The organism is Achromobacter sp. MUI-25009338, from assembly GCF_057359325.1.
In genome coordinates this window covers 3,431,884-3,456,507 of the sequence record NZ_CM170627.1, presented here as the reverse complement: position 1 = coordinate 3,456,507, position 24,624 = coordinate 3,431,884, and the positions used below count along the sequence as shown (strand labels likewise).

26 protein-coding genes are annotated in these 24,624 nt (G+C 66.5%); 6 read left to right on the top strand and 20 right to left on the bottom strand.

The window, feature by feature from the left end; all coding sequences use genetic code 11:
• Positions 1 to 52 precede the first annotated feature (52 nt).
• A complete protein-coding gene (locus tag AC1IQ6_RS16385) occupies positions 53 to 1,015 on the top strand; it encodes a LysR substrate-binding domain-containing protein (protein WP_102776110.1) in 963 nt (320 codons plus the stop codon).
• Between the two features lie 45 nt (positions 1,016 to 1,060).
• Here AC1IQ6_RS16385 and AC1IQ6_RS16380 read toward each other — a convergent pair whose 3' ends face one another.
• Positions 1,061 to 2,026 (bottom strand): LysR family transcriptional regulator, encoded by a 966-nt coding sequence (locus AC1IQ6_RS16380; RefSeq protein ID WP_485864940.1) that lies wholly within the window; start codon positions 2,024 to 2,026, stop codon positions 1,061 to 1,063.
• Positions 2,027 to 2,140: 114 nt separating this feature from the next.
• Here AC1IQ6_RS16380 and AC1IQ6_RS16375 point away from each other — a divergent pair, with 114 nt between their 5' ends.
• The 3 genes from AC1IQ6_RS16375 to AC1IQ6_RS16365 are packed head-to-tail and all read left to right on the top strand — an operon-like array spanning position 2,141 to position 4,807.
• Positions 2,141 to 3,121 (top strand): Bug family tripartite tricarboxylate transporter substrate binding protein, encoded by a 981-nt coding sequence (locus AC1IQ6_RS16375; RefSeq protein ID WP_485864939.1) that lies wholly within the window; start codon positions 2,141 to 2,143, stop codon positions 3,119 to 3,121.
• A 9-nt stretch (positions 3,122 to 3,130) separates the two neighbouring features.
• Entirely contained in the window at positions 3,131 to 4,366 is a 1,236-nt protein-coding gene (locus AC1IQ6_RS16370; RefSeq protein ID WP_485864938.1) for a CaiB/BaiF CoA transferase family protein, read from the top strand.
• Between the two features lie 9 nt (positions 4,367 to 4,375).
• Complete coding sequence (locus tag AC1IQ6_RS16365) at positions 4,376 to 4,807, top strand: MaoC family dehydratase (protein ID WP_111825358.1); 432 nt, start codon at positions 4,376 to 4,378, stop codon at positions 4,805 to 4,807.
• Here the strand turns inward: AC1IQ6_RS16365 and hutG are convergent.
• Together hutG and AC1IQ6_RS16355 are read right to left on the bottom strand one after the other, a co-directional pair.
• Positions 4,804 to 5,610, bottom strand: coding sequence for an N-formylglutamate deformylase (gene hutG / locus AC1IQ6_RS16360; protein WP_485864937.1), 807 nt, complete (start codon positions 5,608 to 5,610; stop codon positions 4,804 to 4,806). The genes AC1IQ6_RS16365 and hutG overlap by 4 nt on opposite strands.
• A 74-nt stretch (positions 5,611 to 5,684) precedes the next feature.
• A complete protein-coding gene (locus AC1IQ6_RS16355) occupies positions 5,685 to 6,608 on the bottom strand; it encodes a LysR family transcriptional regulator (protein ID WP_258231560.1) in 924 nt (307 codons plus the stop codon).
• 103 nt (positions 6,609 to 6,711) lie between these two features.
• On the opposite strand from AC1IQ6_RS16355, the gene AC1IQ6_RS16350 reads away from it, so the two are divergent.
• Positions 6,712 to 7,920, top strand: coding sequence for an MFS transporter (locus AC1IQ6_RS16350; RefSeq protein WP_485864936.1), 1,209 nt, complete (start codon positions 6,712 to 6,714; stop codon positions 7,918 to 7,920).
• Here the strand turns inward: AC1IQ6_RS16350 and AC1IQ6_RS16345 are convergent.
• Positions 7,881 to 8,519 carry a TetR/AcrR family transcriptional regulator gene (locus tag AC1IQ6_RS16345; protein WP_485864935.1) on the bottom strand — a complete coding sequence of 213 codons (639 nt, stop codon included), beginning with the start codon at positions 8,517 to 8,519 and terminating at the stop codon, positions 7,881 to 7,883. The genes AC1IQ6_RS16350 and AC1IQ6_RS16345 overlap by 40 nt on opposite strands.
• A 246-nt stretch (positions 8,520 to 8,765) precedes the next feature.
• Here AC1IQ6_RS16345 and AC1IQ6_RS16340 point away from each other — a divergent pair, with 246 nt between their 5' ends.
• Positions 8,766 to 8,984, top strand: coding sequence for a hypothetical protein (locus AC1IQ6_RS16340; RefSeq protein WP_102776103.1), 219 nt, complete (start codon positions 8,766 to 8,768; stop codon positions 8,982 to 8,984).
• A gap of 293 nt (positions 8,985 to 9,277) precedes the next feature.
• Here the strand turns inward: AC1IQ6_RS16340 and AC1IQ6_RS16335 are convergent, their stop codons facing one another.
• From AC1IQ6_RS16335 to AC1IQ6_RS16260, 16 genes are all read right to left on the bottom strand, one after another.
• Positions 9,278 to 9,523, bottom strand: a complete 246-nt coding sequence (locus tag AC1IQ6_RS16335; RefSeq protein ID WP_009398072.1) for a DUF2274 domain-containing protein — start codon at positions 9,521 to 9,523, stop codon at positions 9,278 to 9,280.
• The gene (locus tag AC1IQ6_RS16330) at positions 9,520 to 10,797 is read right to left on the bottom strand and encodes a TraB/TrbI/VirB10 family type IV secretion system protein (protein ID WP_009398074.1); all 1,278 of its coding nucleotides are present in this window, start codon (positions 10,795 to 10,797) and stop codon (positions 9,520 to 9,522) included. The genes AC1IQ6_RS16335 and AC1IQ6_RS16330 overlap by 4 nt, the downstream gene beginning before the upstream one ends.
• Positions 10,798 to 10,799: 2 nt before the next feature.
• A complete protein-coding gene (gene trbG / locus AC1IQ6_RS16325) occupies positions 10,800 to 11,792 on the bottom strand; it encodes a P-type conjugative transfer protein TrbG (protein WP_009398076.1) in 993 nt (330 codons plus the stop codon).
• Positions 11,789 to 12,493: a conjugal transfer protein TrbF gene (gene trbF / locus AC1IQ6_RS16320; protein ID WP_022960598.1), complete on the bottom strand. Its 705-nt coding sequence runs from the start codon at positions 12,491 to 12,493 to the stop codon at positions 11,789 to 11,791. The genes trbG and trbF overlap by 4 nt, the downstream gene beginning before the upstream one ends.
• Before the next feature lie 17 nt (positions 12,494 to 12,510).
• Complete coding sequence (trbL, locus tag AC1IQ6_RS16315; RefSeq protein ID WP_004350798.1) at positions 12,511 to 13,905, bottom strand: P-type conjugative transfer protein TrbL; 1,395 nt, start codon at positions 13,903 to 13,905, stop codon at positions 12,511 to 12,513.
• Complete coding sequence (locus tag AC1IQ6_RS16310; RefSeq protein ID WP_004350800.1) at positions 13,902 to 14,204, bottom strand: hypothetical protein; 303 nt, start codon at positions 14,202 to 14,204, stop codon at positions 13,902 to 13,904. Before AC1IQ6_RS16310 ends, trbL begins: the two co-directional genes overlap by 4 nt.
• A gap of 12 nt (positions 14,205 to 14,216) precedes the next feature.
• Positions 14,217 to 14,960: a P-type conjugative transfer protein TrbJ gene (gene trbJ / locus AC1IQ6_RS16305; RefSeq protein WP_004350802.1), complete on the bottom strand. Its 744-nt coding sequence runs from the start codon at positions 14,958 to 14,960 to the stop codon at positions 14,217 to 14,219.
• On the bottom strand, positions 14,957 to 17,404 hold the full coding sequence (trbE, locus tag AC1IQ6_RS16300; protein WP_022960599.1) for a conjugal transfer protein TrbE: 2,448 nt from the start codon (positions 17,402 to 17,404) through the stop codon (positions 14,957 to 14,959). The genes trbJ and trbE overlap by 4 nt, the downstream gene beginning before the upstream one ends.
• 12 nt (positions 17,405 to 17,416) lie before the next feature.
• Entirely contained in the window at positions 17,417 to 17,686 is a 270-nt protein-coding gene (locus AC1IQ6_RS16295) for a VirB3 family type IV secretion system protein (RefSeq protein WP_003462917.1), read from the bottom strand.
• Positions 17,683 to 18,069, bottom strand: a complete 387-nt coding sequence (locus AC1IQ6_RS16290) for a TrbC/VirB2 family type IV secretion system protein (protein ID WP_022960600.1) — start codon at positions 18,067 to 18,069, stop codon at positions 17,683 to 17,685. The genes AC1IQ6_RS16295 and AC1IQ6_RS16290 overlap by 4 nt, the downstream gene beginning before the upstream one ends.
• Positions 18,066 to 19,136 carry a P-type conjugative transfer ATPase TrbB gene (gene trbB, locus AC1IQ6_RS16285; protein WP_022960601.1) on the bottom strand — a complete coding sequence of 357 codons (1,071 nt, stop codon included), beginning with the start codon at positions 19,134 to 19,136 and terminating at the stop codon, positions 18,066 to 18,068. The genes AC1IQ6_RS16290 and trbB overlap by 4 nt, the downstream gene beginning before the upstream one ends.
• The gene (locus AC1IQ6_RS16280) at positions 19,133 to 19,621 is read right to left on the bottom strand and encodes a ribbon-helix-helix protein, CopG family (RefSeq protein ID WP_008294937.1); all 489 of its coding nucleotides are present in this window, start codon (positions 19,619 to 19,621) and stop codon (positions 19,133 to 19,135) included. Before AC1IQ6_RS16280 ends, trbB begins: the two co-directional genes overlap by 4 nt.
• Complete coding sequence (locus AC1IQ6_RS16275) at positions 19,618 to 21,615, bottom strand: conjugal transfer protein TraG (RefSeq protein WP_022960602.1); 1,998 nt, start codon at positions 21,613 to 21,615, stop codon at positions 19,618 to 19,620. The genes AC1IQ6_RS16280 and AC1IQ6_RS16275 overlap by 4 nt, the downstream gene beginning before the upstream one ends.
• 236 nt (positions 21,616 to 21,851) lie before the next feature.
• Positions 21,852 to 22,106: an EexN family lipoprotein gene (locus AC1IQ6_RS16270; protein ID WP_024718240.1), complete on the bottom strand. Its 255-nt coding sequence runs from the start codon at positions 22,104 to 22,106 to the stop codon at positions 21,852 to 21,854.
• Between the two features lie 2 nt (positions 22,107 to 22,108).
• Positions 22,109 to 23,053, bottom strand: a complete 945-nt coding sequence (locus tag AC1IQ6_RS16265; protein WP_004350822.1) for a LysR family transcriptional regulator — start codon at positions 23,051 to 23,053, stop codon at positions 22,109 to 22,111.
• A 14-nt stretch (positions 23,054 to 23,067) separates the two neighbouring features.
• A complete protein-coding gene (locus AC1IQ6_RS16260) occupies positions 23,068 to 24,597 on the bottom strand; it encodes an efflux transporter outer membrane subunit (protein ID WP_022960603.1) in 1,530 nt (509 codons plus the stop codon).
• Positions 24,598 to 24,624 lie beyond the last annotated feature (27 nt).

The following is a 24,624-nucleotide window of genomic DNA, read 5'->3' as shown; positions in this document are numbered from 1 at the left end:
GCCCGGGCGAAAGCGATAGTTTTTCAATCAAGGGTCGAGATAAACTCAACCCATGCCCGATCTTCCCAACCGCACTCCGCCATTGGCCGCCCTGCGGGCCTTCGAGGCCGTGGCGCGCCTGGGCAGCCTCAGCCGCGCCGCCGCCGAACTCAGCGTCACCAAGAGCGCCGTCAGCCACCAGCTGCGCGCGCTGGAAGCCGACCTCGGCGTCACGCTGCTGCGCCGCGGCGGCACGGTGCGCCGCGCCGAAACCACGGCCGAAGGCGCCGACCTGCTGGCATCGGTGCAACAGGCCTTGACCCTGCTGGAGACCGCGTGCCGCAACGTCCGCATGGCCGCGCGCGGCAGGCGGCGCTATACCCTGAACGTGTCCGCCAACCCTTCGCTGGCCTCGCTGTGGCTGGCCCCGCGCATCGGCCGTTTCATCGAACTGCACCCCGACATCGACATCCAGGTCTATCTGCACGCCAGCCAGGACCCCGCCTGGAAAAGCCAGGACATCGACCTGGCCTTCCTGCACGTGCGCGCGCTCGGACCGCACAACCCCGAGCCCGGCGACATCCCGCTCATGACCGAAACCGTGGTGCCGGTGTGCAGCCCGGCCCTGGTGCCCGCGGCCGAGCGCGACGACCCCAGGGTGTTCACGCGCCACCGCTGGCTGGAGGAAAAGCACGTCGACAGTCCCGAAACCGACTGGCGCATCTGGCGCCCGCGTCTGGGCCTGGGCGAATCCGACTGGCAGGAGCCCATGGTGCTGAGCGGCATGAGCACGATCGCCGCGGCGGCTGCCGCCGGCGTCGGCATCGCGCTGGGACGCGCGCCGCTGATCGACGAGGAACTGGCCAGCGGCCGCCTGGTGCCGCTGGTGCCGCGGCTGAGCATGGCCGGATCGTGGGGGTACGTGATGCGGATTCAGCCGAACCGGCCGATGGACGCTTCACTGCCTGCGCTGGTGGAGTTTTTGCTGGAGGAGGGGAAAAGCAGGGGGGCGTGGCAGGCTGGCGGGGCCGCCTAGCGGATGCGGCCTTGCACCCCGGCGGCAGGCGTGGACGGGATCGCTTCACTCCCCGAACAAGCTCTCCACGCTCTCCCGGACCAGCCCGAACAACTCCACCGCCAGCGCCGACGGATCGGCGTCGCGCAGCCGGAAAATGGCCACCGGCGGCAAGGGAATCCGCGGCCGCACGTCCAGCAGCGCCAGGTTCAGGCGCTGCGCCAGATAGGCCGCCGAGTCCGATCGCAACAGGCCGATGAAGCCGGGCTGTTCGGCGACCACGGCGCCGATGAAGGGCGGGCTGGATTCGACGGTGGCGGGCGGGACGGGCAGCTTCTTCTTCAGCAGGGCCGCGCGCAGCGCGCTGCGCACCAGGGAGTCCCTGGACGGCATCACCCAGGAATGCGGCAATAGCTCCGCGATAGGCACGGGCCGGCCGGTCAGGCCCATGTCGCGGTGCGCGACGAAGCGCACCTCGTCCGGATACAGCACTTCGACGTGGAGCAGGGCGGCTTCCTCGTCGCTCAGGTTGCGGCTGGGCAGGCTGCCGATGACGAAGTCCAGTTCGCCGGCCATCAGCATGTCGAACAGGCGGCTGGCGATGCCGTCGATGATTTCCACGTGGGCCTGCTGGTGGCGGGCCGCGATCCGCGCGACCGGACGCGACAGCAGGGACATGCCGGTATACGAGGGGGCGCCGGCGCGCAGCGTGCGGATGGGGCTGCGCTGCAGCTCGGCCAGTTCGGATTCGAGGCGCGCCAGCTTGTTGACGATGAGGCGGGCGTCGTGCACCAGCGAGCGGCCGAATTCGGTCAGGGAAACCCCGTCGCGGCGGCGCTCGAAAACGGCCGCGCCCAGCGTGTCTTCCATTTCGCGGGCCATTTTGCTGATGGCGGGCTGGGACAGCGCCATGCTGTCGGCCAGCTGGCGAAACGACAGTCCTTCGGAGACGCCCTTGATCAGTTCGAACTGCTTGAGGCGCAGGCGGTTAAGGAGTTTGCCGCTGCCTGCCGGGGCCGGAGCTAAGGGCATGGCTTATCCAAAAGTTATCACCAGGTGATTTTATTTCAGTTATCAGTTAATGGCGCGGTCCGTATTCTATGGCTGGCAGTCAAAGCAAAAACGGCAAAAACACCGGAGGAGACCATGCAATCCAGGAACCTGTTCACGCGCCTGGCCGCGCTACTGATGCTGGGCGCGCTTTGCGGCGGCGCGCAGGCCGCGGCCGACTGGCCGGCGCAGCCCATCACCATCATCGTGCCGTTCCCGCCCGGTGGGGCCACCGACGTGATGGCCCGCCTGTTCGCGCCGCGCATCGAGGCGGCCATCGGCCGGCCGGTGGTGGTCGAGAACAAATCGGGCGCCGGCGGCACCATCGGAACCCAGCAGGTGGCCCGCGCGCGCAACGACGGCTATACGCTGCTGTGGGGCACGGTGGCCACGCACGGCATCGGGCCGAATATCTACAAGAAGCTGTCGTATGACGCGGTGGCCGATTTCGAGCCGGTGGTGCACGTGGTGGACCAGCCTTATGTGCTGGTGGCGCACCCGTCGACGAAGATCTCGTCGGTGGCCGAGCTGCGCAAGCAGGCGCAGGCGCGGCCGGGGCAGATTTCGGTGGCTTCGGCCGGCGTCGGCACGGCGGCCGACATGCTGTTGCGCAAGTTCCAGGCCGACACCGGTTCGTCGTTGCTGGGCGTGCCCTACAAGGGAGCGGGGCCGGCCATGGCGGACCTGCTGGGCGGCCAGGTGGATCTGGCGTTCGACGTGATCCTGACCACGGCCCCGTACATCGCGGCGGGCAAGCTGGTGCCGCTGGCGGTGACCAGCGCGCAGCGCTCGCAGACGCTGCCGCGGGTGCCGACCATGGCCGAGGCCGGGGTCGACGGCTTCGTGGCCGCGGGCTGGAACGGCCTGTTCGCGCCGCGCGGCACGCCGGCGCCGGTGATCGACAGGATCAACGCCGCCGTGAACCAGGCGCTGCAGGACCCCCAGATCAATCAGCGCCTGCAGTCGGAAGGGTCGATTCCGGTGGGCGGGACGCCCGCCGATTTCTCGCGCTTCATCAAGGCGGAGATCGGGTCCTGGGGCGAGGTCGCGCGCAAGGCCAATGTGTCGCTGGATTGAGGGAAAATCATGAGCGTCGAGCAGGTTATGGATGCGCAGACCAGCGCGGCCCGCGGGGCGGGACCGCTGAGCGGTGTGCGTGTGCTGGATATTTCCACCGTGGTGGCGGGGCCGTTCTCGTGCACGCTGATGGCGGACCTGGGCGCGGAGGTGCTGAAGGTCGAGGTGCCGGGCGAAGGCGACCACATACGGCAACTGCCGCCGCATAAGAACGGCGTGGCGCTGTGGTCGAAGGTGGCCAACCGCAACAAGCGCGGCGTCACCCTGGACCTGCGCCAGCCCGAAGGCATCGAGATCCTGGAGCGGCTGCTGCCGCAATATGACGTGCTGGTGGAGAACTTCCGGCCCGGCACGCTGGACCGCTGGGGCCTGGACCTGGCGCGGCTGCGCGCGTTGCGGCCGGACTTGATCGTGCTGCGGGTGACGGGCTTCGGCCAGACCGGGCCGTACCGTTCGCGGCCGGGCTTCGCGCGGATTTTCGAGGCCATGTCGGGCTTCGTCAACCTGTGCGGCGAGAAGGACGGACCGCCCCTGTATCCCGGTTTTCCGGTGTCCGATGCGCTGACGGGCGTGTTCGGCGCCTACGCCGTCGCGGCTGCGCTGCTGCACCGGGAAAAGCACGGCGAGGGGCAGGAGATCGACCTGTCGGCCACCGAGGCCATGCTGCGCGTGCTGGATTTCATGCCCATCGAGTACGACCAGCTCGGGGTGGTGCGAACCCGCCAGGGCAATCTCAATGCATACTCGGCGCCCAGCAGCGTGTACAAGACCCGCGACGACAAGTGGGTGGTGCTGGCGGTCAGCGCGCCCACGGTGTTCCGGCGGCTGGCCATCGCCATCGGCCGCGCCGACCTGCTGGAAGATCCGCTGTACAGCAGCAACACCGCGCGCATCCGGAACCGCGCCGGGATCGAGGGCATCATGGAGGACTGGTTCGGCGCGCATACGCTGGCCGGGGCGTCCGACATCCTGATGCGCCACGAGGTCAGCTTCAGCCCCATCTACGACATGGCCGACATCGCCGCCGATCCGCATTTCATCGCGCGCGAAGTGCTGGTGCGGATCGAGGACGAGGAACTGGGAGAGGTGAGCATGCAGAACGTGGTGCCGCGGTTTTCCGCGACGCCCGGCCGCATCTGGCGGGCCGGACCCGGCGTCGGCCAGCACAACGAAGAGGTCTATGGCCGCGAACTGGGCCTGTCGGCGGCGCAGCAGGCCGCGCTGCGCTCGCGCGGCGTCATTTAGGAGCCGTCCATGACCGGTCTATCGTTGCCCTTGCAGTTTCATGGCGGCTTCACGCTGCCCGATGCGCGCCACGCCGCCTATCTGCAGTCGGTGGGCGGCGGCCACCCGGTGCACAGCTCGCGCGAACTGGCGCTGCGGGCCGGCTTTGCCGAGGTGCCGCTGGCCGGCATCCACGTGCTGGGCGCGGCCATGGCCGCGTTCACCGCGCAGTTCGCCGCCAACCCGGTGCAGCTGCTCAAGGTGGAAAGCAAGTTCCTGCGCCCGGCCTATCCGGGCGAGTCGTTCGAGCTGGCGCTGGAGCGGCTGGACAGCGAAGCGGCGGCCGGCACGCCGTTCGTCGCCGGCCGCTACCAGGGCTATTGCAGCAACGCGCAGGGCCACAAGGTGCTGATGCTGGACTTCAAGATACGGGTGGCGCCGGCGCGGGATCGAGCCGCCTAGCCCTTGCGCGCCACGGTCTGGCGCAGCGCGGCCTGCACCATGGACTCGACCAGCGGAATCACTTTGTCGGCCAGTTCGGGGCGATAGGCGTAGGGATAGGTTTCGTCCATGTAGGTGGACTGGCACATCTCGAGCTGGATGGCGTGGACGTTGTCCGCCGGCCTGCCGTAGTGGCGGGTGATGTAGCCGCCCTTGAAGCGTCCGTTGACGGCCCAGGTGTACGGCGCGCTGTCGGCGCGCAGGCGCGCTTCGACCGCGGCCAGCACGTCCGGCGCACAGGCGGCGCCGTCGGCGGTGCCGATGTTCAGGTCGGGCAGCTTGCCTTCGAACAGGCGCGGCAGCACGCTGGCGATCGAATGGGCTTCCCACAGCAGCACCGTGCCGTGCTCGGCCTTGATGCGGTCGAGCTCTTCGCGCAGCTTGGCGTGATAGGGCTGCCAATAGGCTTGCAGGCGGCGCGCGCGTTCGGCGTCGGTCAGGACGCCGTCGTCCAGGTAGAGGGCGTCGCCGCGGAAGGTCTGGGTCGGGCACAGGCCGGTCTTGGTCTGGCCGGGATACAGGCTTTCGTCGTTGGGCGGGCGGTTCAGGTCCACCACGTAGCGCGAGTAGCGCGCGCCCAGGACCGAGGCGCTCAGCGATTCGGCGAAACGGTACAGCGTGTCCAGATGCCAGTCGGTGTCGCCGGACTGCAGGCCCGTCGGCGTCATCTGCGCGCGCTGCGCGTCGGGAATCTGGCTGCCCAGGTGGGGAATGGAGATCAGCAGCGGGGCGCTGCCGCGGCTGAATTGATAGATATCGCTCAAGAAAAACTCCGGGGAAAGCGGCATGACATGGCGTGGCGCCATGCCGATGATGATAAAGGATGCGCGGGCCGGGTTCAGGCGCCCCAGGGCGGAGCGGCGCTCCAGCGGCGCGCCATGGCGTCGATCAGCGCGCGGACCTTGGGCGCCAGGTGGCGGCGGTGCGGATACACCGCGCATACCGGGGCGCCTGGCGGCGCATGGGCTTCGAGCACGGCCACCAGCCGTCCGGCGCGCAGGTCCTCGCCGACCAGAAACGCGCCCAGTTGGGCGATGCCGGCGCCGGCCAGGACGGCGTCGCGCAAGGCTTCGGTGTTGCCCAGGCGCAGGCGTCCCGCGGGCTGCACCTGGCGTTCCTGCCCCTGGACCGCATAGCGCCAGGGCACCGGCGCCCCGGCGTGCGTGAACGCCAGGGTCTGATGGCGGGCCAGGTCGTCCGGCGTGGCGGGCGCGCCGTGCCGGTCCAGGTAGCCGGGGGCGGCGCAGGTGATCAGGCGGTGCGGCGCCAGCACGCGGCGCACCAGCCGGCTGTCGGTATCGCCGCCGATGCGGATCGCGAGGTCCACGCCGTCGCGCACCAGGTCGGTGTAGTCGTCGGAAAAACTGACGTCGGCCTCGACTTCGGGCCATAGCCGCAGGTAGTCGCGCAGCAGCGGCATGACGTGCAGCCGGCCCAGCGACACCGGCAGGTCCAGGCGCAGGCGTCCGCGCGGCGCCCGCTTGCGGCGGTCCATCGCGTCGGCCGCGTTGTCCACTTCGGCCAGGATGCGCTGCGCGTGCTCGTAGAACACGCGGCCTTCGTCGCTCAGGCTGACGCTGCGGGTGCTGCGATGGAGCAGCCGCGAGCCCAGGCCTTGCTCCAGGCGGGCGATGCATTTGCCGATGGCCGAGCGCGACAGCGCCAGTTTTTCGGCCGCGGCGGTGAAGCTCTGCATATCGGCCACGCGCACGAAGGCCAGCAGGTCGCCGATGTGGTCCAGCCGGGCAGCGGAATTGCGCACGATTCGTCCCTAGTGTTGGTCTGCAAGCCTACTTTATCAGTTTGCTGGAAACAGTAGAGTGCAGAGGAGTCGGCCCGGCCAGGGCATTCATGGACATACCGTTATGACTTCAGGCACTCCTCCCCATCGAAACGCTGTGGCGCGCCGGCCCTGGCTGGCCGTCGCGGCCGTCGGCATGGCGACCTTCTGCGTGGTGACCAGCGAAATGCTCCCCGTGGGGTTGTTCGTTCCCATCACGGCCGAGCTGGGCGTGTCCACCGGCATGGGCGGTTTCATGTTGTTCGTGCCCGCGATCGTCGCGGCGCTATGCGCGCCGCTGATCGTGATGGGGGCGAAGGGCGCGGACCGCCGCCGCATTCTTTGCGGCCTGCTGGCGCTGCTGGCCGCGGCCAACGCCGCCGGCGCGCTGGCCTGCGGCATGGCCTGGTTCCTGGCGGCGCGCGTGCTCGTCGGCATCTGTATCGGCGGAATATGGGCGGTGGCCGGCGGACTGGCGGGCAGGCTGGTTGCGCCGGCCGCGGTAGGGCTGGCCACCTCCGTCATATTCGGCGGCGTCGCGGTGGCGTCGGTGCTGGGGGTTCCGCTGGGCGCGTTCATCGGTGGCCTGGCAGGGTGGCGCACGGCGTTCGGCCTGATGGCCGGACTGTGTTTCGGCGTGCTGTGCCTGAACGCGCTGAGCCTGCCGCGCCTGCCCGCCGGGCCGGCGCCGGGGCTGCGCCGGATGCTGTCGCAACTGGCCGATCCGGGCGTCAGGCTGGGGCTGCTGGTCACGCTGTGCCTGGTCGCCGGGCACTTCATGGCCTATACCTTCGTGCGGCCGCTGTTGCAGTCCTACGCGGGATTCGAAGCGGGCTGGATAGGACCGCTGCTTTTCGCCTACGGCGCGGCGGGCGTGGCCGGCAATTTCCTGGCCGGCAGCGCCGCGGCGCGGCGCGCGGGCGCGACGCTGTGCGCCATCGCAACCGCGCTGCTGCTCATCCTGTTGCTGTTCAGCGGCCTGGGGCAGTTCCGTCCGGCCGCGGCGGTGTTGCTGCTGGCGTGGGGGCTGGCGTACGGCGGCGTCTCCGTCGCGCTGCAGACCTGGATGATGCAGGCCGCGCCCGAGGCGGTCGAAGCGGCGACCTCGCTGTTCGTGGCCGTCTTCAACCTGGGCATCGCCGCCGGCGCGCTGCTGGGCGCGCCCAGCGTGGACGTGCTGGGGCTGCGGGCCAACCTGTGGCTGGCCGCGGCCTGCATGCTGGCGCCGCTGGCCATGCTGGCGCGGGCGGGGCGCTATGGCCGGAAGGCGCGCAGCAACGTATCGACCGCGTAGCGGCAGGCGGCCAGGTGTTCGGCGTCGGGGCCCTCGGCCCTGCCGCCGGACAGGCGGGCCTGGAAGGCGATGCCGTTGATCTGATTGCCCAGCATCGCCGCCGCGCGGCGCGGATCGTCGATGCGGAGTTCGCCGCGCTCGCAGGCCTGTCGCAGGCATGCTTCAAGCGGGGCGTGGATCTGCGTGTCCACGGCGGTCTGCAGCGATTCGGCCAGTTGCGGCAGGCGATGGCATTCCGAGACCAGCAGGCGGTAGAGCGCCGCCGATTCGGGCTGCAGGGCGTAGGCCAGCAGGCGCACGGACAGTTCATGCAGCGCCGTGGCGACGGATTGCCGGAGCAGGGCGGGCGGAAACACCGCCTCGCGCACGCCATCCAGTTCATGCTGCAGCACCGCTGCCAGCAAGCCCTCTTTGCTGCCGAACAGTTGATAGGCGGTGGCCGCGGAGCCGCCGGCCTGTTTGACCACCTGCTGGATGGAGGTCCGGGAGTAACCGTGCTCGAGCAGCGATTGCTTGGCGGCCTCGAGCAGCCGCACGCGGCGCGCTTCGCCTTTGCTGGTCGGCGGGCGGGGCGCGCTGACGCGGGTAACCGGGCTCACTGTGTCCTCTCCCCGGAGAATCGCCGCGGCGGGCCGGCAAGCCGTCCACGGTCAGGGTCAATTTTTGTAATGTATAGTACATTACATTCAAAAGTTTACGCGCGGCTGCCGGGGCCAGGCTGCGCCTGTTTTTGCAAGGCAGCCTTGATAAGCGATGATCTGGTGTTTTTTTCCGACGATAGCAGTACGTTGCGGCCATATGGCGAGAACTAGCCGGGCCGCATGCCGCGCCGGCGGGAGCGCCGGATGATGGCCTGGACGATCATCGCGGCCGTGGGCCTCGTCGTCGGCGCTGCGCTGGCGGTATTGCTGCGCCATCCCGGTGTGGTGCTGTACGACTGGATCGCGACGCGCGCGAACAAGCCCCTGCGGCAAGCCCGGCCGGCCCGGCTGCGCGAGTCCGCCGAGCACCGCAAGCCGGTCTCGCAGGCCGGCCAGACCGTGCTGGGGACCGCGCGGCAATAAAAAATTGCTGGCGTCAAGCATTTTGTTGAAATCACGCGAAGCTTGAAACCATATACGGGGCAATAGGTTAGCTCTGTTTCATGCCGTTCGCAGAGGATGCGGCATTGTGGGCTGGGAGCCACATAAGAGCCTGGAGAAAGAGAGTCGAGTCGCGTTGCAGCGATGGAGATTGCCAATGGCTGGCAGGCTTGTTCAGTCATCTTAGCCGATTCCCTCGCAGCCTATCCAGAACGAAGAACGCGCAGCGTTGGGCTGCGCGTTCGAGGGATGGTCAGTCTGGTTCCAGTGCATCTTCAGCTTGGCTTCGGTGGCACGGCCTTGCTGCCGTTTCCTTTCCTGAATCCCCGATCCCCCGCCATGAACGCCTCCAGCATGTGCGGGATCAGCGTCGAGGCATCGACCGCCTCGCCATACGCCTGCGCATGCAGCGCGGCGTAGCGGTCGAGATCGGCTTTCAAGCTGGCCGGGCAAGCGAAGGTCAGCTTGACGCTTTCGGTCTTGGGTAGCGGCCCCAGCCGCAGTTTCTTGGTCGTGCTCATCGAGAAGTCCCCTTGTTGAAGAACAGCGGCTGATAAGGCCGTAGCACCAGATCGCGGTTGACGATGATGCGCACCGGCAAGCCGGGGCGGCTGGTCAGCGTGGGTTGGATGTTGAGATTGCGCCGGGTCACTTCCTGGCCGACCTGGTTCACGGTGTCCTGCAGGCTGTCGCGCCCGGCGATGATGACGCGATCGCCGTCCTGGCGGTTCTCAGGTGCAGCCAGTTCGGCACCGACACCCAGCAGCGTGGTCAGCACGGCACCTGCAAAGATCCGATCCCAATGCCAGTCCACGTTGTCCTCCAGACCGGCATAGCCTGCCGGGTCGGTGCCGATCAGGTTGTCGAGCGTGAGTGATGACGTGTCGGGCAGGATGATGCGATTCCACACCACCTGCACGCGGCTCTGGCCGTAGCTGACCTGGCTGTTGTACTTGCCCAGTATGCGAGATCCCTGCGGGATCAGCAGGAACTTGCCAGTGGCCGTGTCGTAGATCGGTTCCGTCACCGTGGCGATCACGTCGCCCGGCAAGTCGGACTTGATGCCCGTGACCAGTGCCCCGGCAATGACCGTTCCGGCCATCACCTGATACGGCGAGGTGGGCATTTGCAGGTTGCCGGAGTTACGGGTTTCCGTAGAACCGCCTGTCAGGAACGCCTCTTTCTGGTCTTGCCGGTTCTGCACGGCAGTCGGATCAGCAGGCTGGGCCGCCGTCGAGGCCGGGCCAGCGGCCAGTGGATCGAAAGCGGCATTGGCGGCGAAGCCCGGCGCGGCAGCGACTTGCGACTGCGCCACGGGCGCGGCCTGCGGGGAGCCGGTGCGGAAGAACACCGTTGAAGCTGCCGCCGCTTCTGCTTCCTTGTGCAGCGCATCGTTGGGGTCGTAGCCGGGCGCGGCATAGGTGGCGGCGACCGGCTGCTGCGAATTGACGATGGCCGGCCCCAGATCACCCGGTAGCGGTGGCCCCAGCTCCGGCACGTCGGGCGGCAGCGCTGGCAACTTGGAATAGTCGGCAGGAAGTTGGTCGAGGCCTTCCGAGCGCGATACACGATCCACGTTGTACAGTTCGGTGGATTCGCCCGCGCCGCGTTGCTGCGGTTGCAGTGACCAGATCAGCGCGCCCATCACGCCAACCGACAGGCCGCCAGCGAGGATGGCCAGCGTGCGTCGGTTCAGACGCGTGACCGGGCGCGGTTGGGCGCGCAGCGCCACCGCCTCGGGTGCCATCTTGTCCGCCTGCGGCGTGGCAAGGTCGGGAGTGTCGTCCTGGCTCATGCTCAGTTCCTCCCGACGATGCCATCCGCGCGCTCGATGCGCACCATATCGCCCTTGTCGGCCCCCAGGCGCAGTTCTGCTGCACCGAACAGGCGATCCACGATGTAGTACGGCGAGCGGAAGCGATAGTTCACCAGTTGCCCGTCGCCCTGTGCGCCGATGACGAACAGCGGCGGCAGCTCGCCCTGGGCGATGCCTGCCGGGAACTGGATATAGACCTTCTCGCCATCATCAAAAGCGCGCAGCGGTTTCCACGATGGATTGCTGCCGCTGATTGCATAGCGAAAGCGGATGTTATCCAGCGACAAGCCTGCATCGACCGGCGCGGCAGCGTTGGCGGCTTGGGCTTGGCGCCGCAAGGCCAGCATTCGGTCTTTCGGGTAGTCCCAGGACACCGACGCCATCCATGCCTTGTCGGTCGAAGTCAGTTCCAGCAGGTACGTCCTGCGGCTGGTGGTAATGACCAGATTGGTCTTCAAGCTGGAACGGATAGGCTTGACCAGCACATTGACGCGCAGATCGGCCCCGCTGCCGCTGGAGGTGTCACCGACGATCCAGCGCACGGTATCGCCCGCAGCGACCGTCACCAGTTCCTCGCCAGGCTGGAGCGCGATCACCGTCACGCGACCTACTGACGCATAGACCTGGTACAGCGCGCCATCGCTATACGGCCAGACCTGGATCGCATTGACATAGCCTTCGCGCGTCGGAGCCACCCGTGCCTCGGCATTGGCTTTCGAGACACGTACCGTCTCATCAGCCGGTTCAGGCGCAGGCTTCGCATCCTTTTCCTCCGGCACTGGCTTCAACTGCTCAGGCAATGGCAGTGGCTCTGCAATAGTGACCACCTCGATCGGCACAGGCATTTCCGGCAAAGGCTCCGCCTGTACCGGCTCATCCAAGGAAATCACTGGCGGGGGTTTGCCCTGCGTGGCGCAGCCGGCCAAGGCCAGCACGACAAGCGGCAAAGCGTAAAAACGGAAAGGCACATTCATGGCTTCACTCCTTCAGACGAATCCAGTTCACGGCTCCACGACAGGCCATTGACGTAGATGCCCAGCGGGTTGCGGCGCAGGCGTTCTTCGGTGCGCGGGGTCTGCTGCACGATGGACACCACCGCCGTCCATCGCTCCAGCCCGGCCGCCGCGCCATTGACGTAGCGGCGTTCCATCCAGCGCACGTTGAACGACGCATCGCTGGCGCGAACCACGCTGGTGATCTGTACCGTTACCGACTCTTTGCCGATGCGGGCGAACGGGTCATTCACCCGCGCATAGTCGTTAAGCACCGCCGCGCCTCGGTCGGTGGTGTAGTCGTAGGCATCGAGCCAGTTCTGGCGCACGACGATGGGGTCGATGGACAGTGAGCGCACCAGCGTCACGAACCGCGCGATATGGTGTGCCGTCTGCGCATCGGTGGGCCGGTACGGCGTGGCCGCTTCGCCCACGGTGCGCACCTGGCCGGACTGATCGACTTCGATGACATAGGGCGTGACGATGGATTGGGCCGAGCGCCACACCAGGCCACCGGCCATCAGCAGCGCGAGCACCAGGCAGCCGAAGGCCATCAATCGCCAGTTCTTGGCCTGCACGCGGGCCGAGCCGATGCGCTCGTCCCACACCTGGGCAGCGGCTTGATACGGGGTGGCAGGCTGCGGCGTATCGGCATAGCGCACCTGCGGTCGTTTGAATCGCATGGCGTTCTCCTTGAAAGTCAGCTATCGGAATCTCGCAGACTCGGGCCTTGGCCCGAACCGCCGCCGTCGCCACCGCGCAGCGTGTGCGCGGCCGTGGTGGTGGCCTGGGTGAGTCGTTGGCGGCGTTGCAGGCGCTTGGCCCAGCCCGGTTTTTCCTGCTTCTGCGCGTTGGCCGTGTCGCCAGCGGCATCGCCTGCGGTGGCCTGCCCGGAACTGGCAGCGCCACCGCCTGAGCCACCATCGGTGCCGGAGCCTTGCCAGCCTGCTTTGAATGGCGCGGCCGCCTTGGCTGCCGCCGCTTTGATGCCTGCACCGGCGCGCTGGCCAGCGGCCTGTGCGCCGCCCTTGGCGACACTGCCCAGTCCAGCCATCGCGCCTTTGGCTCCGCCGCCCGCAGCGGCAGAACCGGCCTGGAAAGCCGACTTCGCGCTGCCAGCCGCCGAAGTCGCGGCCCGCGCGCCAGCCCCGGCGAGCTTGGCGGCAGCCGGTGCCATGCGCGCTCCGGCCATCACGGCACCGCCCACGCCGGTGGCGGCGGCACCTACGGCAACCGCCGCGCCTGCGGCACCAATCGCAGCACCGGCCATCGCGCCTGCGCCAAGCTGCGGTGCACCGGATACCAGCCCGGTGGCAATGCCCGGCCCGAAGATCCCCAACGCCAGCAGCGTGAGCGAGGCCAGCATGATGACCACTGCATGGTCGATGGACGGCTCGGCCGGATGCACCTGGAACTCGGCAAACAGGCCCGAGCCGATGCCGACGATGACGGCCAGCACCAGCACCTTGATGCCCGAGGACACCACGTTGCCCAGCACCTTCTCGGCGAGGAAGCTGGTCTTGTTCCACAGCGCGAACGGCACCAGCACGAAGCCCGCGAGCGTGGTCAGTTTGAACTCGATCAGCGTGATGAAAAGCTGGATCGCCAGCACGAAGAAACACAGGATCACCACCGCCCAGGCCAGGAACATGACCACGATGGGCGTCATGTTCACGAACACTTCGGGGAAGCCCGCCATGTCGCTGATCTGCTCAAGAATGGGGGCCGCCGCGTCGATGCCGGTCTTGGCCAAGCGTCCCGGTTGCAGGAATTCGCCCATGCTCATCGTCGAGCCGCTGGCCGTCAGGCCGAGGCCCGCGAACGAGCGGAAGACAATGCTGGCCAGCCAGTTGAAGTTGTTGATGATGTAGGCGAAGGCACCGACGTAAAGCACCTTGCGCAGCAGTTTGGCGATCACATCATCGCCCTGATCGGTGGCGTGGCTCATCGCCCAGTACAGCCCGGCAATCGTCATGTCGATGACGATCAGCGTGGCGGTGAGGAACGCGACTTCGCCCTGCAGCAGCCCAAAGCCCGAGTCGATGTAGCGCGAGAAGGTAGCGAGAAATCGGTCGATCACGGTCACGTCATTCATGGCACGTCCCCCTCGAAGGGCATGGCGCCCTGGTCACTGATGGGCGAGTCGAAGCTCGGCGGGATCGGCGGCAGATCGGCCAACGTGCGGAACTCGTCAGGCCCGGTTTCACCGGCGACGAAGCGCCGCCGGAAAGCGTCGGCCGCGGGCAGGCAGGCGTCTTCGCCTGCGGCCGTCCTGTCGGCGGCACACTGCACACGCAAAGCCTTGAGCCGCACGGGATCAGCGACCAGGTCTTCGGTCGGCTGCTGGCTGCAAGCGACCAGCAGCACGGGAAGCAGCAAGGAAACGCATCGCATGGCCGTCTCCCGTCAGTTGCCGTAGAAATCCACGCGCTGCGGCGTGTACGGCGTGCCATCACCCAGGAAGCGGCGCGTCACTTCACGGCCACGCTCGACAGCCGCTGCTTGGCGTGCCAGTTCCAGCGCGGCGGCGCGTTCCTGCGTGATCTGGAGTTGCTGCGCCTGGATGGACTGCTTGGCCTGCAAGGCCAGAAGCTGGTTGGTCGCCTGCATGGCTTGCAGCGCGCCGGTGGCGGACTGACTTTGGCTGACCAGATCGGACAGTGCGCTTTCGTCTTTTGCCAGGTTCTGCGACACCTGCGCCTGCATCCGCATCGCGGTATGCAGGCCATTCAAGGTGTTCTTCCAGCGCTCCTGCGCGTCGCGCACCATCTGGTCGCCGCTGACAGTCGCGGCGTACTGCTCCGGGTACAGCCGGGCGAAGGTCGCATCCATGCTCTGCACGTCGTAGGCCAGGCCGCGTGCCTCGGCGATCAGGCGTTCGGTCGTGGCGAGCGTCGAGCGCAGGCGATTGACGATGTTGAAGTCCAGATTCGCCAGATTGCGCGCCTGGTTCATCAGCATCTGTGCTTCGTTCTGGAGTTGGTTGATCTGGTTGTTGATCTGCTCCAACGTGCGCACGGCGGTCAGCGTGTTCTGCACGAAGTTGGACGGGTCGAACACCGTCAGCGCGGATGCGGGCTGAACGATTAGCAGCGACACCGACAGCACGGCGGCAAGCGAGACAGACAGCAGACGGGGCTTGGTCTTCATGGCAAGTTCTCCTGTGGTTGGGAAAGAAAGGAAGTGGCCGCCGGTGCGGACGGCAACAGGTCGGCCGCCCAATCGAGGCCGCGATGACGTAGCCAGGCACCGGCAAAGCCAGGTGTGCCTGCGTCCAGCAGCATGCGATCCATGTCGCGTTGGTCTTGTGGGGTGGATGCCCCGGCGAAGGCCAGCGTGGTTGGCCCCAGGTCGAGGTCGAACAGGCGATTGCCCAGACGCGATTGGTAGTAGTAGTCCCGCTTGGGCTGCGCGGTCGCCACGATCTCGATCTGGCGAGAGTTCAGCCCAAAGCCTTCGTAGATCGTGCGAATCTGCGGCTCGGTGGCCTGCGGATTAGGGAGAAAGATCCGACTGGCGCAGCTTTCAATCACCGCCGGTGCAATGCTCGAATCCTTGATGTCGGCCAGCGACTGCGTGGCGAACATGACGCTGACATTCTTCTTGCGCAGCGTCTTGAGCCACTGGCGAATGCGGGCGGCGAACACAGGGTCATCGAGGAACAGCCAGGCTTCATCGAGGATCAGCAGCGTGGGCGCGCCGTCGAAGCGTTCATCGAAGCGGGCGAACAGGTAGCCCAGCACGGCCAGCACCGCCGCCTTGCTGTGCATCAGTTCTTCCATCTCGAAGCACTGCACGCCGCCGGAACCCAGGCGGTCGGCATCGGCATCCAGCAGCTTGCCGTGGGCACCGCCCAGCACATAGGGCGCAAGCGCCTGGCGCAGTGCGTTCGATTGCAGCAGTACCGACAGGCCCGTCAGCGTGCGTTGCTCCGCTGGCGCACCGGCCAAGCTGCCTAGTGCCGACCAGATCGCAGCCTTCTCGTCCGGGCCAATGACGACACCTTCATGCAACAGGCGGCCTTCCACCCATTCGGCGGCCCAGGTGCGGTAGCCCTCCTGGTCGATGCGGGCCAATGGCTGAAAAGCAATCGCCCCGTCATTGCCGAGGTCGTAATGCTCGCCGCCCAGCCCGAGGATGGTGGCGCGCATCGAGCGGCCCATGTCGAAGGCGAAGATGCGCGAGCCGGGATAGCGGCGAAACTGCATTGCCAGCGTGGCGAGCAGCACCGACTTGCCCATGCCGGTTGGCCCGGCGACCAGCGTGTGGCCCACATCGCCGATGTGCGTCACCAGCCGGAACGGCGTCGCGCCATCGGTGCGGGTGACGATCAGCGGCGGGCCATCCAGATGCGCGTTCTTCTCCGGCCCGGCCCACACGGCGGACAGCGGCATCATGTGCGTCAGGTTCAGCGTCGAGACGATGGGCTGGCGCACATTCGCGTAGGCGTTACCGGGAATGGACGACAGCCAGGCATCCACCGCGTTCAAGGTTTCGGGGATGGTGACGAAGCCGCGCCCCTGAATGACGCGCTCTACCATGCGCAGCTTCTCGTCGGCCACGGCAGGGTCGGTGTCGAGCACTGTCACGGTAGCCGTCAGGTAGCCGAAGGCCACCTGATCGCTGCCCAGTTCTTGCAAGGCGGCGTCTGCATCGGCGGCCTTGTTGTTGGCGTCGGTATCGACCAGCGGGCTTTCCTGCTGGAAGATCGTTTCACGCAACAGCGCGACGACATTCTTGCGCTTGGCGAACCACTGGCGACGCAGGCGTCCAAGCTCTTTTTCCGCTTCGGCTTTGTCGAGGCAAAGGAACCGGGTTGCCCAACGATAGCCGAAGCCCAAGCGGTTGAGGTCGTCCAAAATCCCCGGCCAAGTCGAGGTCGGAAAGCCTCGCACCGACACCACGCGCAGGTGCTGATCGCCCAGCATGGGTGCCAGACCACCGACCAGCGCGGAGTCGGCCAGCAATGCGTCGATGTGGAATGGCACCTCGGGTACGCCGACGCGGTAGCGCCGCGTGGACACCGTGGCGTGCAGGTAAGTCAGTGTCTGGCTGTCATCGAGCCAGGCAATCTCCGGCATCACGCCGTCGAGCAGGTCGAACACGCGATCCGTTTCCGCCACGAAGGCTTCCAGCCGACCCTGCCAGTCCACGCCATCGCCCGGCGCATTCTCATAGAGCATCTTGGCGGCACGGGCGCGGGATTCTTCTGGTGGCAGGTAGGCCAGCGTCAGGTGATAGGCGCTCTCGTAGTGGTGGCCGGATTCCTCGAAGGCTGCACGGCGTTCTTCCTCCACCAGCCAGGACAACGGCTCGGGGAAATCGGAACGTGGATAGCCCGCCGCTGCGCAGCGCTCGGCTTCGATGAACAAGGCCCAGCCCGACCCCAGGCGGCGCAGTGCGTTGTTCAAGCGTGCCGACGTGGCGATCAGCTCGCCTTGCGTGGCGCTGTTCAGATCCGGCCCGCGAAAATGTGCCGTGCGCTGGAACGAGCCATCCTTGTTCAAGACGACGCCCGGCCCGATCAGCCCGGCCCAGGGCAGCCAGTCGGCCAGCAGTGCGGGCCGCTGGCGGTATTCGGCAAGGTTCAGCATGTCGGCACTCCCCTATGCGTCCAGCAGCGGCTTGTGCTTGATGTGCCGGGCGAAGACCTGCATGAACTGCGGATCGACGCGCGCGCCCCAGACCGCCAGCGAATGGCCGGCGATCCAGAGCACCACGCCGGGAATCCACAGTTGCAGGCCCAGCCCGACGGCGGCGGCCAGCGTGCCGTTGGCAATCGCCACGGTGCGCGGCGCACCGCCCAGCAGGATCGGCTCGGTCAGCGAGCGATGCAGCGGCACTTCAAAGCCCGGAAGATCGGTGGCCGTGCTCATACGACGGCCCCGCCGGAGAAGCTGAAGAACGACAGGAAGAAGCTCGAAGCCGCGAAGGCGATGGACAGGCCGAAGACGATCTGGATCAGCTTGCGAAAGCCGCCACTGGTATCGCCGAAGGCCAACGCCAGGCCGGTGGCGATGATGATGATCACCGCGACGATGCGGGCTACCGGCCCCTGGATGGATTCGAGAATGGATTGCAGCGGGCCTTCCCACGGCATTGAGGAACCGGCGGCCTGCGCCGTGCCCGCCAGCAACAGCATCAACACCGCGAGCAGCAACCCTTGTCCTGCGGGTCGGGCCAGGCGATGCAAACGCGCCAGCATGGGCAGCGGGGAAAGCGGGTTTACAGAAAGACGGAAAGCATCAACGTGCGTCATGGCAGTTCTCCAGGTTGTTCAGGGATCGAGGAAGGCGTAGCGGCAGCGGCTGTAAGAGGAACCGGCGGCAGCTCGGGAAGCGTCGCTTCCAGCGCATCCGCCAGGCGGTAGCCCGCGCCGTCGAAACCGACGACGCGGGAAATGGTTTCGACGTGGCGCTTGCGGCCGCGGCCTGCGATGTGGATCACGACATTGACCGCCTCGGCGATCAGGGCGCGGGGCGGATTCACCGCCACTTCGAGGATCAGTTGCTCCAGGCGCAGCAGCGCGCCCAACGCGGAGCCGGCATGAATGGTGGCGATGCCGCCGGGGTGGCCGGTGCCCCAGACCTTCACCAGATCCAGCGCTTCGCCGCCGCGCACTTCGCCGACGATCACGCGGTCGGGCCGCAGGCGCATCGTGGCCCGCACCAGCTCGGTCATGGACACGACGCCGGCGCGGGTGCGCAGCGGCACATGGTCGCGGGCCGCGCATTGCAGTTCGATGGTGTCTTCGAGCACCAGCACGCGGTCGCCGGTGGCGGCGATCTCGGCCAGCAAGGCATTGGCCAGCGTGGTCTTGCCGGTGCTGGTGCCTCCGGCGATCAGGATGTTGTGCCGCTCGCGCACGGCATGACGCAGAAACTCGGCCTGCCCAGTGGTCAGGATGCCATCAGCCACATAGCGATCCAGACCGATGATGCTCACGGCACGCTTGCGCAGCGCAAAGGCCGGGCCGGGTGCGGCGGGCGGCAGGATGCCCTCGAAGCGTTCGCCGGTTTCAGGCAGTTCGGCGGTCAAGAGCGGTTGGCCGCGATGCACCTCCGCACCGACATGGGCGGCGACCAGGCGGATGATGCGTTCGCCATCGGCTTCGGGCAGTTCGACGCCGAGCGGCGCACGGCCAGACGACAGCCGATCCACCCACAATGTCCGGTCGGGGTTGAGCATCACTTCCACCACGTCCGGGTCTTCCAGCGCAGCGGCGATCACCGGCCCCATCGCCGTGCGCAGCATCTGGATGCGGCGATCCTGGGATGCTGCAGCGGATGAGCGCGGTTCGGGCGGGATTTGAGGAACGGCACTCATGACGCACGCTCCGCAGTGCGTTCATGGGCGGCGGCCATCGCGGCCGCGTCATCCATGCGCATCTCGAACTCACGATCCTGGGGATGCAGTTCTTCCACCACGTCCCGTACCAGGCTGCGGCCACGCAGCAGGTGGCGGCCTAACTGTTCGACGAACTGCTCGAAGCGCGCCTTGCCCTGCGCGCGAGCCGCATCCTGATGGGCCTCCGGCACCGGCGTGCTGACGGTCAGGTAGTAGCGGACGAATAGCGCCAGCGTCTCGATCTGGATGTTCTGGTCACGCTCCAGGCGCTCGGCCTGCCGCGACAGGCGATCCAGTCGTTTGGCGATGGCGGCCTCACGCTGGTCGCCGGCATCGGGTGACAGCCAGGACGCCAAGGCAGCGGCGACGATGCTGGACTTTGACACGCCTTTCTTCGCGGCCAGCTCGTCCAGACGCTTGGCGTGCTCGTGCTGGATGAACAGGTTCAATCGGTATTGGCTCATATGTCGATTCCGTCGTTGGGGTCGAGAGATGCCAGCCGCGCCGTGCGTTGCAGGGCGGGGTCGAACTGGTCGGGAAGCAGCGGGGGCATGTCGTCGTCATCGAGCAGCGCCAAGTCGCTGGGCGTGTAATCGGGTTCGGGGTCGTAGGCGACGGTTTCGGACAGCTCGGGCTGACGGCGGGGGCCGCCGTCGTCGGAGCCACCCAGGTCATCGGCAGATGCCGTGGCCTGTGCCGCAGGCACGGCCGGGATCGCCAAACCGCTCCAGTCATCGGGACGTGCAGGCGGCACATCGGCATAGCGGCCTGCCGTTAGCGCAGGCGGCGGCAGTACCCGCTGCTTGAAATTGGCATCAGCGTAGTAGCGCAACTTCTTGGCCTTGATCGGCGCGACGCTGGACACCATCACCACTGATTCGTCTGGCGCAAGCTGCATGACTTCGCCGGGCGTCAGTAGCGGCCGCGCCGTCTCTTGGCGGGACACCATCAGGTGGCCGAGCCACGGCGCAAGTCGATGGCCTGCGTAGTTCCGCTGCGCACGCAGTTCGGTAGCCGTGCCCAGCGTTTCGGAGATCCGTTTCGCCGTGCGTTCGTCATTCGTGGCGAAGGTCACGCGCACATGGCAGTTGTCCAGAATCGAATGGTTCTGCCCATACGCCTTGTCGATCTGGTTGAGCGACTGCGCGATCAGGAAACTGCGGATGCCGTAGCCGGCCATGAAGGCCAGCGCCGTCTCGAAGAAGTCCAGGCGCCCCAGAGCCGAGAACTCGTCGAGCATCAGCAACAGCTTGTGGCGGCGCTCAATGCCGTCGCTGCCATCGAGCGACTCGGTGAGCCGTCGCCCGATCTGGTTGAGGATCAACCGGATCAGCGGCTTGGTGCGGCTGATGTCCGAAGGCGGCACCACCAGATACAACGACACAGGGGATGCAGACGCGATCAGATCGGCGATGCGCCAGTCGCAGCGCGACGTGACTGCGGCCACGGTCGGATCACGGTACAGGCCGAGGAACGACATGGCGGTGCTCAACACGCCGGAACGCTCGTTGTCCGACTTGTTGAGCACTTCGCGGGCGGCGGACGCGACAACGGGATGCGGTACATCTCCAAGATGCCGCGTGGTCATCATCCGATGCAGCGTCAGCTCGAACGGGCAAGCCGGGTCACTGAGGAAGTTCGCCACGCCGCGCAGCGTCTTGTCCTCTCCCGCGTAGAGCACATGCAGGATCGCGCCGACCAGCAGCGCATGACTGGTCTTCTCCCAGTGGTTGCGCTTCTCCAGCGCCCCTTCGGGATCGACCAGGATATCGGCGATGTTCTGCACGTCGCGCACCTCGTGCGCGCCGCGCCTCACTTCCAGCAACGGGTTGTAGGCCGCCGAACTGGCATCGGTCGGGTTGAACAGCAGGCAGTGGCTAAATCGACTGCGCCAGCCAGCGGTGATCTGCCAGTTCTCGCCCTTGATGTCGTGGATGACGGCGGATGCCGGCCAGGACAGCAGCGTCGGCACCACCAGGCCCACACCCTTGCCCGAGCGCGTGGGCGCAAAGGTCAGGACGTGTTCCGGCCCTTCGTGCCGCAGGTAGTGGCCGTCATGCTGGCCGAGAAAGACGCCGGCGGGCTGCGTCAGCCCGGCCTTGCGAATGTCGGCGACATCGGCCCAGCGGGCCGAGCCATAGGTCGTCACTTTGCGCGCCTGGCGCGAGCGCCACACCGACATGGCGATGGCGACCACCACGGCCAGCAGGCCGCTGCTCGCCGCGATCATGCCGCCGGTGTCGAACACCTGCGGCGCGTAGGCGTCGAAGAAGAACCACCACTCGAACAGCTTCCACGGGTAATAGACCGGCGTGCCGTGGAAGTCGAACCAGGGCGCGCCCAGGCGTAGCTGGTAGCCCAAGGCGGCGGCGGTCCATTGCGTGGCACCCCACACACCGGCGATCACGATGCCGAAGACGGCGGCGATCTGCCCGAACAACACGCCCTGAGCTTGCATACCCTGGCCTCCGATTTCTCCTGCGCTGATTCCCCGTGGAAAACGCGGCACAAAGGCGTGCCGCAGGCGTCAGGATCGGTGCCGGTTCAGTGCCGGTCAAAGACCGTTATCGGCAGCAAGGTGATGCAAAAAGCATGGTGTCATGCAGAGGCGAAACCAGTAAAAACGCCGCAGGCGTGAGCGCGCGGCGGCGTGTCGAGAAAGAAAAATCAAGATTCGCGGCAGAAAGCCAACAATCAGAACTTCGGCGGCGTGTAGGGCGTGTTTCCATAGCCAAAGAAGCGCTTGTTCGTCGCCTCGGCCACCCGGTTGCACAGCACGTCTCCCATCGTCGGGCGTTCGGTCTTGCACTGGCGGCGCAGCTCCCTCAGGCGCGCAGGATCTGCGACCAGCTCTTCCACGGTCGGTACATTGGTTGCCTGTTTCGGTGTTTCGGACTGGCCGCAAGCGGACAGCGCGGCGACCAACAGGAATGGGGCGATCTGCTTCATGGTCATGACTCGACTTCCTCTTGGGAATCGGGTTCAAGGGGGGGCGTGGCTCTGATGCCGTCCGGCGATTCGATGGCCTGCACACGCTCGATAAAGCGTGACAGCACGTCCGAGGATCCACCTTCCCGGTGCAGCACATAAGTGGTCAGCATGGGTGAGCGACCCGCCAGCGGCCGAGCCACAATCCCAGGCTCACGGCTGCCTGCGATATGCGGCGCTCCGGCTAGGCCCAGCGCAAAGCCCGCCGACACTAACGCCATCATCAAATCGCACGAAGCCACACGTTCGGCAATCAGCGGCTCCATATCTATCCGGCGCAGTACGCGCTCGACTTGGCGAGCATGGCCTTCGCATACGTGCGGATCGCACAACACCAGCGGATAGCGCAGCACTTCTTCCAGCGGGATGCGCTTGTGCTTCAAAAGCGGATGACGTGCAGGAACCGCCACCATCAGCGCATCGCTCCAAACGGCTTCGGCAGTGATGCCTTCTCCAACTTCATCGGACTGGGCAAAGCCCACGTCGTAAAGGTCGTCATGCAGTCCCTTGATCTGCTGCGACAAGGGTACCTCGAACAGGCGAATCTCGACTTCGGGTTCTTCCTGCCGACACAGCGCCAGCAAGGACGGCAGGCGCGAGGGCGTGATGCCGTCGGACAGTGCGATACGCAACTGACCGTGGAAGCCGTTGGTGGCTGCATTCACGCTATCGCGCGCCTGCTGCAAGGCGGTGAAGATGCGCGGCACATGCTCCAGAAACAGCTTGCCCGCCCGTGTCAGCCGCGTGCTGCGGCTGGTACGAATGAACAACTGTTCGCCCAGGCTCTCCTCCAGCTCCTTGATAGTGCGCGACAGCGGTGACTGCTCGATGTGCAGCCTCTCCGCCGCGCGGGCGAAATGTAGTTCTTCGGCGACAGCGAGAAAGCAGCGTAAGTGTCGAATCTCCATTTCGCCTCCTGTTGTCAGTACAAAGGCCGTTTGAGAGTCGCAGCGTTGTAGCCGCTCATCTCACCGAGTTCATCCAGTTCAGGCCTGTCGCCGCTTTTGTGGCGCTGCGCGACTGCCTCGCCCTGCGGTCCGGGCAAGGCGTGTGACCAGCCGCCGGCCAGCGTCTTGTAGACCGCCACCAACGCCGTCGCCCTGCGGGTGGCGCTTTGTGCCAGCAAGTCTTCGGACTCCAAGCGTGAACGTTCGGCCTCCAGCACATCCAAAACATGGATGGCGCCGCCCTCAAATTGCAGGCGAGCCGTCTTGGCTGCCCGGCGGCTGGCCTCGGTCGCCTGTACCAGCATGGCGTACTCGGTCTGCGCGCGCGATAGGCGTACCAGCGCGTTCTCGGTTTCTTCCATGGCGCGCAGCACCGTGCGCTCGTATACCGCCAAGTTTTCGGCAGTGGCTGAATTGGCCGCCGCGATGCGCGACCGCACCCGGCCCACGTCTAGGAAGGAACCACCCACACCGAGCGAGATCATTCGCGTTTCACTATCACGCTCGAACAACGAACCAAAGCCCAACGCCTGCGTGCCGATCAGCCCTCCCAACGTAAAGCGAGGGAACAGGTCTGCCATGGCTACGCCGATACGCGCAGTGGCCGCAGCCAGCCTACGTTCTGCCGCAGCCACATCGGGACGGCGACGCAGTAGATCGCCCGGTGCACCGGCGTTGATCTGGGCGGGCAGCTCAGGCAAGGCTGCGGGGTGATCCAGCACTTCGGCCATCGCCGCAGGCGTGCGGCCAGTGAGCACGGCAATGCGGTGGGCGGCCACAGCAGCCTCAGCTTCAAGCGGCGGAATGCGCGAGCGTGTCAGCGCCAATTGCGTGCGGGCGCGGTCGGCATCGAACGACGTGCCCCGGCCGTTCTCGAACAAGACCTCGATCAGCCGCAGCGTATCGGCTTGGTTGATTTCGTTGTCCCGCGCGACCTGTAATTGCACTTGCAAGCCGCGCAAGCGGAAATAGGCGTCGGTCAACTCGGCCACCATAGCCACTTGTACGCCCGCCAGGTCGGCTGCGCTGGCCTCGGTCTCGGCGCGCTGCGATTCCACGCTGCGCCGCACTCGGCCAAAGAAGTCCAATTCCCAGATCACGGATAGGCCAGCCGAATGCAGATCGTTATCCCGGTCGGAGCGGGACGCATCCGGTGCTTGTGCAGCACTGGCGCGCTGGGTACTGATTTCACCGGACGCGCCCAGCGTCGGATAGTAGTCTTGGCGACGTTCGCGCGACAGTGCGCTGGCTTGCTCGTAGCGCGACAGTGCTATGCGGATGTCGTGATTGGCGTGAAGAGCATTCTCCACCAAAGAGTGCAGCACCGGGTCATCCAGTTCCCGCCAGAATTGCGCATCGGCCTCCGGTACAAGCTGGGACACGGCAACGGGGTCTTGGCGGGCATACGTCACTGCCTGGGGCGCGGCAGGTGCCTTGTAATTCGGCCCTACTGCGCAAGCTGCCAGCGTCAACGCCACCAAAGGGAGCAGTACCAGATGTGGCATCCGACGTAGGCATGGTCGGATGCGGGA

What these genes read in the sequence shown, in the direction of transcription:
- AC1IQ6_RS16385 (WP_102776110.1), top strand. Translation starts at nt 53, where the DNA reads ATGCCCGATCTTCCCAACCGCACTCCGCCATTGGCCGCCCTGCGGGCC.
- AC1IQ6_RS16380 (WP_485864940.1), bottom strand. Translation starts at nt 2,026, where the DNA reads ATGCCCTTAGCTCCGGCCCCGGCAGGCAGCGGCAAACTCCTTAACCGC.
- AC1IQ6_RS16375 (WP_485864939.1), top strand. Translation starts at nt 2,141, where the DNA reads ATGCAATCCAGGAACCTGTTCACGCGCCTGGCCGCGCTACTGATGCTG.
- AC1IQ6_RS16370 (WP_485864938.1), top strand. Translation starts at nt 3,131, where the DNA reads ATGAGCGTCGAGCAGGTTATGGATGCGCAGACCAGCGCGGCCCGCGGG.
- AC1IQ6_RS16365 (WP_111825358.1), top strand. Translation starts at nt 4,376, where the DNA reads ATGACCGGTCTATCGTTGCCCTTGCAGTTTCATGGCGGCTTCACGCTG.
- AC1IQ6_RS16350 (WP_485864936.1), top strand. Translation starts at nt 6,712, where the DNA reads ATGACTTCAGGCACTCCTCCCCATCGAAACGCTGTGGCGCGCCGGCCC.
- AC1IQ6_RS16340 (WP_102776103.1), top strand. Translation starts at nt 8,766, where the DNA reads ATGATGGCCTGGACGATCATCGCGGCCGTGGGCCTCGTCGTCGGCGCT.
- AC1IQ6_RS16335 (WP_009398072.1), bottom strand. Translation starts at nt 9,523, where the DNA reads ATGAGCACGACCAAGAAACTGCGGCTGGGGCCGCTACCCAAGACCGAA.
- AC1IQ6_RS16330 (WP_009398074.1), bottom strand. Translation starts at nt 10,797, where the DNA reads ATGAGCCAGGACGACACTCCCGACCTTGCCACGCCGCAGGCGGACAAG.
- trbG (WP_009398076.1), bottom strand. Translation starts at nt 11,792, where the DNA reads ATGAATGTGCCTTTCCGTTTTTACGCTTTGCCGCTTGTCGTGCTGGCC.
- trbF (WP_022960598.1), bottom strand. Translation starts at nt 12,493, where the DNA reads ATGCGATTCAAACGACCGCAGGTGCGCTATGCCGATACGCCGCAGCCT.
- trbL (WP_004350798.1), bottom strand. Translation starts at nt 13,905, where the DNA reads ATGAATGACGTGACCGTGATCGACCGATTTCTCGCTACCTTCTCGCGC.
- AC1IQ6_RS16310 (WP_004350800.1), bottom strand. Translation starts at nt 14,204, where the DNA reads ATGCGATGCGTTTCCTTGCTGCTTCCCGTGCTGCTGGTCGCTTGCAGC.
- trbJ (WP_004350802.1), bottom strand. Translation starts at nt 14,960, where the DNA reads ATGAAGACCAAGCCCCGTCTGCTGTCTGTCTCGCTTGCCGCCGTGCTG.
- trbE (WP_022960599.1), bottom strand. Translation starts at nt 17,404, where the DNA reads ATGCTGAACCTTGCCGAATACCGCCAGCGGCCCGCACTGCTGGCCGAC.
- AC1IQ6_RS16295 (WP_003462917.1), bottom strand. Translation starts at nt 17,686, where the DNA reads ATGAGCACGGCCACCGATCTTCCGGGCTTTGAAGTGCCGCTGCATCGC.
- AC1IQ6_RS16290 (WP_022960600.1), bottom strand. Translation starts at nt 18,069, where the DNA reads ATGACGCACGTTGATGCTTTCCGTCTTTCTGTAAACCCGCTTTCCCCG.
- trbB (WP_022960601.1), bottom strand. Translation starts at nt 19,136, where the DNA reads ATGAGTGCCGTTCCTCAAATCCCGCCCGAACCGCGCTCATCCGCTGCA.
- AC1IQ6_RS16280 (WP_008294937.1), bottom strand. Translation starts at nt 19,621, where the DNA reads ATGAGCCAATACCGATTGAACCTGTTCATCCAGCACGAGCACGCCAAG.
- AC1IQ6_RS16275 (WP_022960602.1), bottom strand. Translation starts at nt 21,615, where the DNA reads ATGCAAGCTCAGGGCGTGTTGTTCGGGCAGATCGCCGCCGTCTTCGGC.
- AC1IQ6_RS16270 (WP_024718240.1), bottom strand. Translation starts at nt 22,106, where the DNA reads ATGAAGCAGATCGCCCCATTCCTGTTGGTCGCCGCGCTGTCCGCTTGC.
- AC1IQ6_RS16265 (WP_004350822.1), bottom strand. Translation starts at nt 23,053, where the DNA reads ATGGAGATTCGACACTTACGCTGCTTTCTCGCTGTCGCCGAAGAACTA.
- AC1IQ6_RS16260 (WP_022960603.1), bottom strand. Translation starts at nt 24,597, where the DNA reads ATGCCACATCTGGTACTGCTCCCTTTGGTGGCGTTGACGCTGGCAGCT.